Source organism: Melaminivora alkalimesophila (genome assembly GCF_000282995.1).
In the GTDB taxonomy this organism is placed as follows: Bacteria; Pseudomonadota; Gammaproteobacteria; order Burkholderiales; family Burkholderiaceae_C; genus Melaminivora; species Melaminivora alkalimesophila.
This window is the reverse complement of record NZ_ALEE01000203.1, coordinates 1-7,296: the sequence shown is the minus strand read 5'-3', so window position 1 is coordinate 7,296 and position 7,296 is coordinate 1. Positions and strand designations below refer to the sequence as shown.

The 7,296-nt window shown below is 63.8% G+C and carries 5 protein-coding genes and 1 pseudogene; 1 reads left to right on the top strand and 5 read right to left on the bottom strand.

What is annotated here, in order from left to right; genetic code table 11:
- The 4 genes and pseudogenes from A612_RS03355 to A612_RS03340 all read right to left on the bottom strand — a co-directional run.
- A partial coding sequence (locus tag A612_RS03355; protein ID WP_040435842.1) for a dihydrolipoyl dehydrogenase family protein occupies positions 1–1,597 on the bottom strand: 1,597 nt, incomplete at its 3' end.
- Between the two features lie 13 nt (positions 1,598–1,610).
- Positions 1,611–2,144, bottom strand: a pseudogene (locus A612_RS03350) (2-oxo acid dehydrogenase subunit E2); the annotation flags it as partial.
- Positions 2,132–3,826: an ABC transporter ATP-binding protein gene (locus A612_RS17795; RefSeq protein WP_019373177.1), complete on the bottom strand. Its 1,695-nt coding sequence runs from the start codon at positions 3,824–3,826 to the stop codon at positions 2,132–2,134. The pseudogene A612_RS03350 and the gene A612_RS17795, both read right to left, overlap by 13 nt.
- Before the next feature lie 64 nt (positions 3,827–3,890).
- Positions 3,891–4,337 carry a MarR family winged helix-turn-helix transcriptional regulator gene (locus A612_RS03340; RefSeq protein WP_019373176.1) on the bottom strand — a complete coding sequence of 149 codons (447 nt, stop codon included), beginning with the start codon at positions 4,335–4,337 and terminating at the stop codon, positions 3,891–3,893.
- 1,060 nt (positions 4,338–5,397) lie between these two features.
- Here A612_RS03340 and A612_RS18135 point away from each other — a divergent pair.
- The gene (locus A612_RS18135; protein WP_019373175.1) at positions 5,398–6,312 is read left to right on the top strand and encodes an oxamate carbamoyltransferase subunit AllH family protein; all 915 of its coding nucleotides are present in this window, start codon (positions 5,398–5,400) and stop codon (positions 6,310–6,312) included.
- Between the two features lie 471 nt (positions 6,313–6,783).
- On the opposite strand, the gene A612_RS03330 is transcribed toward A612_RS18135, so the two are convergent.
- Positions 6,784–7,236, bottom strand: coding sequence for a DMT family transporter (locus A612_RS03330; RefSeq protein WP_019373174.1), 453 nt, complete (start codon positions 7,234–7,236; stop codon positions 6,784–6,786).
- Positions 7,237–7,296: the final 60 nt, after the last annotated feature.

Here is a 7,296-nt window from a genome sequence, read left to right as displayed (position 1 = left end):
CGAACAGCAGCTTGGTGAAGCCTTCGTCACGCCCATTGGCAATGGCGCGGCCCGAGGCGGCCCAGGGGAACAGGCCTTTTTTGACCTGAATGCCTTGCGCCTTGGCTTGATCTTCGGTCAGGCCCACCCAGGCCACTTCGGGGTCGGTGTAGGCCACGCTGGGAATCACGCGGGCGTTGAACGCGGCGGCGGCCAGTTCTTTGTTGCCCTGCAATTCCCCGGCGATGACTTCGGCCGCCACATGCGCCTCATGCACCGCCTTGTGCGCCAGCATGGGCTGGCCCACGATGTCGCCAATGGCAAAGATGTGCGGCACGTTGGTGCGCATCTGGATGTTCACGTCGATAAAGCCCCGGTCGGTCACGGCCACGCCAGCCTTGTCGGCACCGATTTTTTTACCGTTGGGCGTGCGGCCCACGGCCTGCAGCACCAGGTCGTAGGTGCCTTCGCTCTTCGTGCCGTCCAGGCCCTCGAACTGCACCTGGATGCCTTCGGGCGTGGCCTGGGCGCCCACGGTCTTGGTCTTGAGCAGGATGTTGTCGAAGCGGTGCTTGTTCATCTTCTCCCAGACCTTGACGAGGTCGCGGTCCGCGCCTTGCATCAGGCCGTCCATCATCTCGACCACGTCCAGGCGTGCGCCCAGGGTGGAATAGACGGTGCCCATTTCCAGGCCGATGATGCCGCCGCCCAGGATGAGCATGCGCTTGGGCACTTCCTTGAGCGCCAGGGCGCCGGTGGAATCGACCACGCGCGGATCGTCGGGCATGAAGGGCAGGCGCACGGCCTGGCTGCCGGCGGCGATGATGGCCTTCTTGAAGGCGATGACCTTCTTGGTGCCCGTCTTCTCCTGGCCGGTGCCGGTGGTTTCTTCCACTTCGAGGTGGTTGGCGCCCACAAAGGCGCCGTAGCCACGCACGATGGTGACCTTGCGCATCTTGGCCATCTGGCCCAGGCCGCCGGTGAGCTTGGCGATGACCTTTTCCTTGTGGCCGCGGAAGGTGTCCACATTGACCTGGGGCGCGCCGAAGTCCACACCCAGGTCGGCCATGTGCGACACTTCGTCCATCACGGCGGCCACATGCAGCAGCGCCTTCGAGGGAATGCAGCCGACATTCAGGCACACGCCGCCCAGCTGGGCATAGCGCTCGACCAGCACGACCTTGAGGCCCAGGTCGGCAGCGCGGAAAGCGGCGCTGTAGCCGCCGGGGCCGCCGCCAAGCACAAGCACGTCGCACTCCAGGTCGGCGCTACCGGCAAAGCTCTTAGCTTCTGTTTTGATAGCTGCTTGCGCTTGCGCTGCGGGCGCTGGAGCTGGTTTTTGCTCCAAAACTGCGGGTGCAGCAGCGGGCGCTGCGGCCTGCGCCGTCTCCAGCGTGAGCAGCACGCTGCCTTCTGCGATCTTGTCGCCGAGCTTCACCTTGAGCTCCTTGACCACGCCCGCGTGGCTGGACGGAATCTCCATGGAGGCCTTGTCGGACTCCACGGTGACCAGGCTTTGCTCGGCCTTGATGGTGTCGCCGGGTTGAACCAGCACTTCGATGACGCCCACTTCGGCGAAGTCGCCGATGTCGGGGACTTGGATATCGATCACTGCCATGTTCATGTTCCTTTCACAGCAGGATGCGGCGGTAGTCCGCCAGGATTTGGCCCAGGTACACGTTGAAGCGTGCAGCGGCAGCGCCGTCGATGACGCGGTGATCCCAGGTGAGCGACAGCGGCAGCATGAGGCGCGGAACGAACTGCTGGCCGTCCCACACGGGCTTCATCGCACTCTTCGAGAGGCCCAGGATGGCCACTTCGGGAGCGTTGATGATGGGCGTGAAGTGCGTGCCGCCAATGCCGCCGAGCGAGCTGATGGACATGCAGCCGCCCTGCATGTCGGCGCTGCCCAGCTTGCCGTCGCGCGCCTTCTTGGCCAGTTCGCCCATTTCCTGGCTGATCTGGAGAATGCCCTTCTGGTCGGCATCGCGGAGCACGGGCACCACCAGGCCGTTGGGCGTGTCGGCGGCGAAGCCGATGTGGAAGTACTGCTTGTAGACGAGCGCGTCGCCGTCGAGGCTGGCGTTGAATTCGGGGAACTTCTTGAGCGCAGCCACCACCGCCTTGATGACGAAGGCGAGCATGGTCACCTTCACGCCGCTCTTACAGGTTGCTCCCTGTGTGTGCCCATCCCCGCCATGCGCCCGCCGTCCAACACGATAATCCGATCTGCCTCCATCACGGTGCTGACCCGTTGGGCCACGATGAAGGTAGTGGCCCTGGAGGTCTCTGGCTTCAGAGCCGCCCGCAGGCGGGCGTCGGTCCTGAAGTCCAGGGCAGAGAAGTTGTCGTCGAAGATGTAGATCGCGGGCCGGCGGACCAAGGCCCGCGCAATGGTAAGCCGCTGCTTCTGCCCTCCGGAGAGGTTCGTGCCGCCCTGGGCAATCTCAGCCCCATAGCCCCCTTCCACCTCGTCGACAAACTCGGCCGCCTGGGCGATCTGGGCAGCATGGGCCACCTCTGTGTCCGATGCCTCCCCGTTGCCATAGCGAATATTGTCGGCAATGCTGCCGCTGAAGAGGAGCGCCTTCTGCGGCACGTAGCCAATCTTGGCTCGCAGGCCCGCCTGGGTCATCTCCCGCACATCCACGCCATCGACCAGCACCGCGCCGCTTTCCACGTCGAAGAAGCGGGGGATCAGGTTGACCAGCGTCGTCTTTCCCGCACCTGTGCCGCCGATGATGGCGGTCACCTCGCCTGGGCCGGAGGTAAAGGAGATTCCCTCTAAGGCAGGCCGCTCGGCACCGGGGTAGCTGAAGGTAACGTCCCGGAACTCCACCTGGCCCCGCAGGTTTGCGGCCGATTTCGGCTGTGCGGGATCCTGAATGGAGGAGTTCACCTCCAGCACCTCATTGATCCGGACGGCGGAGGCCGAGGCCCGGGGCACCATGATGAACATCATGGAGACCATGATGAGGGAGAACATGATCTGCATCACGTACTGAATGAAGGCCATCAGGTCGCCCACCTGCATCTCGGCCCGATCAATGCGAATGCCGCCAAACCAGATAATCGCGATGGTCGTGAAGTTGAGCAGGAGCATCATCGTCGGCATCATGACGGCCATCAGCTTGTTGACCTTGATTGCCGTCTCCGTGAGGTCACGGTTGGCGCCGACGAAGCGGCGCTCCTCGTAGTCAGAGCGGTTGAAGGCCCGGATCACCCGGATGCCGGTGAGCCCTTCCCGAACGACCAGGTTCAGCCGGTCAATCCGCTTCTGCATGGCCTCAAAGAGCGGGACGCCCTTGGCCGCCACCGCAGCGATCACGGCCACGAGGATGGGGATCAGCACGACGATTACAAGGGAGAGCTTGGGATCCTTCGAGACGGCCATGATAATGCCGCCGATCATCATCATCGGCGCACTAATCATGATGCGGAGGACCATCATCACCACCATCTGGACCTGGGTGATATCGTTGGTGGTGCGGGTGATGAGCGTGGCGGTGCCAATCCGGTCAAACTCCTGGAGCGAGAAACCCTGCACCTGCCGGAAGACCTGACCCCGGAGGCTGCGGCCAAAGCCGGATGCGATCCGTGAGGAGAGGTAGGCCCCCAGGATGGCGACCAGCGTCCCCCCCAGCGCCACCAGCAGCATCTGGCCACCGATCCGCAGGATGTAGTCGGTATCACCCGACATGATGCCCTTATCGACAATGTCGGCCATCAGGGTAGGCAAGTAGAGTTCGGACAGGGATTGGAAGAAGGCCAGAACTAGCACAGCAGCGATAGGCGCTGCGAATGGCTTCAGAAAACGGAGCAACTTAAGCAAACTAACCCTCTCCATCAGTAGATTGGGATCCGCGGGGTGATCCGTGGGGCGATTGGTGGCCGCCAACGCGGCTCGCTGATCACTCAAAGGGATGTGCTATGGACTGCTCCAGAGCTGAAAGCAAGATGCGGAGCCCCTCTGCTACCGTCTCCAACTGCTCGGGAGCCACCCTGTCCAGTACCTCATCCCAGGCCCGACGAGCGATCGCCTCGGTCTCCGCCATCAAGCTCTGGGCCGAACGGGTCGCGTAGAGCCGGACCAGGCGCTGGTCCGCTTCGTCAGCCCGCTTCTCTAGGTACCCCTGCCGTGTGAGTTGATCAACGGTCTTCGAGACATGGCTCTTTACCATTCCAACCCGCCGAGCCAGCTCCGAAACGGTGACGCCGGGGTTCGTGGTAATCTGGCGCAGCATGAAGAAAGCGTGCGGCTGAATGTCCGACTCCCTGAAGGTTGCACGAAACCGTTCATGCATCTGCCGGTTCAGTTGGCGCCACAGCTCGGGGATCTCGGTCCGGAGGGAAGTCATCGTGGCAAGTCACCCCGTTCTCCAGGAAACGTTCTGCACAGAACAGATCATACTCCCCTTGAGCGACCAGCGCAAGAGGGTTGTTGGAGAAAGTGAGAGGAATCGCTGGCTGCAAACAACTTCGTCGGTGGTACAATTAGCCTATCGATGATTTGGAGGCGCCATACCCCTCCCCACCAGCCACCAGATCCCTGTTCGCGTTGGTTGGTGCTCCCGGGGAATGGCCAACGGAGAGTGGCCGCCTGGGCCCGCTCCACCACTGCCTCCTCCCCCGCTGCGACTCCAGGGGCCTGTTCGCAGTGAGTGGTGCTCTCTGGGATGGCCGCCAGAGGCCCCGGGTTCGCCTGGCCGCCCACCCTCCTGGGCTGATCGTGCCTGTTCGCGGGAACTGGTGCCGAGTAGTCCTTCACACCTGAACGGTAACCGCAGCCCAAGTCCGAGTGCCCAGTCCGGCACAGGTGTCGGCTCTCCCTCAACTGGCCGTGGCCTGTTCGCAAAGAGTGGTGCTCAGCCCTTCACCCCTCCGCCAATCCCCAGCCGACGCCGGGCCCAGCACCAGCCAAGTCGAACAGGTGCCAGGTCTACTCGTGCCTAGGGGGCAGGCGTCGGCTCAGGAGGTCACCCCCACCCGTCGCCGGGCCCAGCACCAGCCAAGTCGAACAGGTGCCAGGTTAGCTCGTACCCAGGGGTAGGGGTCGGCTCAGGAGGTCACCCCCACCCGACGCCGGGCCCAGCACCAGCCAAAGCGAACAGGTGCCAGGTCTACTCGTGCCTAGGGGCAGGGGTGGCTCAGGAGGTCACCCCCAGCCAACGCCGGGCTCAGCACCAGCCAAGTCGAACAGGTGCCAGGTCTACTCGTGCCTAGGGGGCAGGCGTCGGCTCAGGAGGTCACCCCCACCCGTCGCCGGGCCCAGCACCAGCCAAGTCGAACAGGTACCAGGTTCACTCATACCTAGGGGCAGGGGCCGGCTCTAGTGCTCCACCCCCACCGAAGCTGGGCCAGGACGTGCCGGTCGGGGGGTGGGCGCCGCCACCGCCCCCGTTATAAAGGAGAGGCCGAATGCTACCGATCACCTGTGTGCCGTCCCGCTACGTTGCCCGGCTTCTCCCACACATTCAAGGCAGCCCGCTTCAACTTCACAGCCTCTTTGAGCGGAGTCTCAACCTTTTCGTCGGATCCCGCCTCCTGTTGACCATCCAGGTCGCCTCCCTGGGCCATAGCCCCTTTGGGGTCGTGGTTGGGGAGACTGTGTGGCCCGCACTGCGCCGCCGGCTCGCATCTGCGGCGGAGGGCGATCTGTCGGTGATGGGGCGGGCGCTACTCATGGGAGGGCATCCGCTTCTGACCATTCCCGCCGCACACGGGTACGATGAGCGGTTCACCCCCCTTCCACCCCAGCCCAACATCTTTCCAGCACGTCACCTGCACCAGATGCTCCTTGAGGCGAAGGGTGATGGCCAGGCAGGACTGGCCACGCTACTGGAAGGGTGGAGTCCGGGAGGCCAACTACGGTCTGTCACAGCCGTTGAGCCATGGTTGGTGAGGGCTCAACCTGTGCTCAAAACCATTACAGCGGGCGACGGACCAGCTCTGGTTGAAGCGGCTAGGCGGCTGATCGGGCTGGGTCCTGGCCTCACCCCGTCGGGGGACGACTTCGTCGTGGGCTTTGTCGGGGCTCTGTGGTTGGATGGGCAAACGAACATGGTCCGCTACCTGCGTCGCCACCTGAGAGAGCACCTCTGGCAGGCGACTAACGTGATCTCGGCTCAATACCTTCGGCATGCCCTTCATGGCCGATTCAGCTCTCCGCTGAGGTCTCTATTGGAGGCGATGATTCAGGGAGAGCCAGATAGCCGCCAGCTAATGGCGGCCCTGAGGGGTGTGATGGCGGTCGGCAGCAGTTCCGGTTGGGACTCCCTCATGGGCGTGCTCGCCGGTCTCTACTGGAGAGAACAGGAGAGGCGGGGTTCATGAAGGCTCCTCCGCAACGACCGGGTCCGAGCAGCAAGTGACACGACGGCGTAGGTGGACGGCTCGAATCACCACCCCAACCGGGTAGACGGCTACTTCCTTAAGCTCATAGAAGAGGTGGGTGAGCTGGCCGGGGCGCTCCGTAAAGGCGAGCGGCTACAGAGCAACGGGTCAATCAATGGAACCATCGAGTCAAGGAAGAGTTGAACGGCCACAGGTATCGGCAACCCCTACCTTCACCGGAGTGATACGGAGCCGGCTGCTCAAGGGCGGCGGATAGGGGGCCACCAGCACAGCGGGCCGCCAGCATGACGGGCCGTGCCAGAGTGGCTCCGGCGGGGTGGTCAACGGGTGCCAAGAGGGGACCAAGAGGGGACCAAGACGGCGCCAAAAGTGCACCCCACGGCCCTTGCCACCCATAAAGAGAGATGCGGAGCGAAAAAACGCTCCGCATCTCTACATTATATACGCGCCTTAGCGCCAGAGTACGAACCGGGCTCCCAGGAGGATAAGCCCTACACCAACAACCTGGTGCCAGGTCAGGGGCAGTGCCGTCCGGCCGGCTAGGCCGAAGGTATCCATGACCAGCGATCCCGTCAACTGCATCGTCACGAAGGCACTAATCGCTGCGCTCACGCCAACCGCCGGCACGGCGTAGGTCATGCCGATGACCATCACCATGCCCAGCAGGCCGCCCGCGTAAGACCAGAGGGGAGCGCTTGCATACCCCTGGCTGATCTGAGCGAGGGGCATGCCCCGCCAAGCCCACAGGGTCAACAGCAGCAATGCGGCGGTGCCCGTGGCGAATGAGGTAAAGGCGGCAGGAATGGCGCGAATATGGGTGCCGAGCGTTGCGTTTACCGCGGCCTGGATCGCCGCTGCTATGCCGGCCAGGCCGGCCAGCAGCACGGCAAGGGGCTTGCCCATGCGGGCCACCTCCTGGGCTGGGCTAGGGGCGAATCCGGGTGCCGGCCTCGCCAGCGGCGG